Annotated in this window: 2 protein-coding genes; both read left to right on the forward strand. The window is 65.0% G+C overall.

What is annotated here, in order from left to right; genetic code table 11:
* The first annotated feature begins 67 nt into the window (after nt 1-67).
* Nucleotides 68-667, forward strand: a complete 600-nt coding sequence (gene hxlB / locus AC5RT3_RS20570; RefSeq protein ID WP_494053869.1) for a 6-phospho-3-hexuloisomerase — start codon at nt 68-70, stop codon at nt 665-667.
* Between the two features lie 69 nt (nt 668-736).
* Nucleotides 737-1,360, forward strand: coding sequence for a 3-hexulose-6-phosphate synthase (hxlA, locus tag AC5RT3_RS20575; RefSeq protein ID WP_115524978.1), 624 nt, complete (start codon nt 737-739; stop codon nt 1,358-1,360).
* Nucleotides 1,361-1,416: the final 56 nt, after the last annotated feature.

Below are 1,416 nucleotides of genomic sequence, written 5' to 3' on the forward strand. Positions count from 1 at the left end.
CAACCAGAGAGCATGCATCGGGGCGGCGTAGGTCCCGGTGCCCGGATAGTTTGAGAGGGGTCCTATCGTGACTGTTACAACCACCACGGCGCCTGCCGTGCACAGCACGGACGTTGATATTGTCCGTAATCTGTCCCTGGTCGGGGACGAGATCACCGGTACGGTGGCCAAGATCGATGAACACCAGCTGGCCGGCCTGGCCGCGCAGCTGGGCCAGCCGGGCCGGGTATTCGCCGCAGGGGCCGGGCGCAGCGGGCTGGTCCTGCGGATGGCGGCGATGCGGCTGATGCACCTGGGCCTGACGGTCCATATTGCCGGTGACACCACCACTCCCGCGATCGGCTCCGGGGATCTGCTGCTGGTCGCTTCGGGGTCGGGAACGACCTCGGGAGTGGTCAAGTCAGCAGAAACCGCGGCGAAAGCAGGGGCGCGGATTGCCGCGTTCACCACCAACCCGGACTCGCCGCTGGCCCGGCTCGCGGACACGGTAGTGATCATTCCCGCCGCCCAAAAAACCGACCACGGCTCCAGCGTTTCGCGCCAGTACTCCGGGTCCCTGTTCGAACAGAGCCTGTTCCTGGCCACCGAGGCGCTCTTCCAGTCGCTGTGGGAAAACACCGACGTGCCGGCCGAAGAGCTTTGGCTCCGGCACGCCAACCTCGAATAAACACCCCCAGCAGCATCTTTAGTTTCCCTTCACATCCACCGCAGTACCCTTACAGAAAGAAACATCATCATGAAACTCCAGGTAGCCATCGATCTCCTGACCACCGAAGCCGCCCTCGAACTGGCCGGCAAGGTCGCCGAGTACGTCGACATCATCGAGCTCGGCACCCCGCTGATCAAGGCCGAAGGCCTCTCCGTGATCACCGCCATCAAGGAAGCCCACCCGGACAAGATCGTTTTCGCCGACATGAAGACCATGGACGCCGGTGAACTTGAAGCAGACATCGCCTTCAAGGCCGGCGCGGACCTGGTCACCGTGCTCGGCACCGCCGACGACTCCACGATCGCCGGCGCCGTCAAGGCAGCCAAGGCCCACAACAAGGGCGTCGTCGTTGACCTGATCAGCGTCGAGGACAAGGTCACCCGCGCCAAGGAAGCCCGCGCCCTGGGCGCCAAGTTCGTCGAAATGCACGCCGGCCTGGACGAGCAGGCCAAGCCCGGCTTCGACCTGAACGGACTGCTCCGCGCCGGAGCAGAAGCCCGCGTGCCGTTCTCCGTCGCAGGCGGCGTGAAAGTCGCCACCATCGCAGACGTCCAGAAAGCAGGCGCCGACGTCGCCGTCGCCGGCGGCGCAATCTACGGCGCAGCCGACCCCGCCCTGGCAGCAAAAGAACTCCGCGAAGCCATCGCATAACCCCACCCCGAACCGTGTACTGCCCGCACAAAACACCACCGCGGGCAGTACACGGC

It is taken from the genome of Arthrobacter sp. Y3221159, from assembly GCF_059089885.1.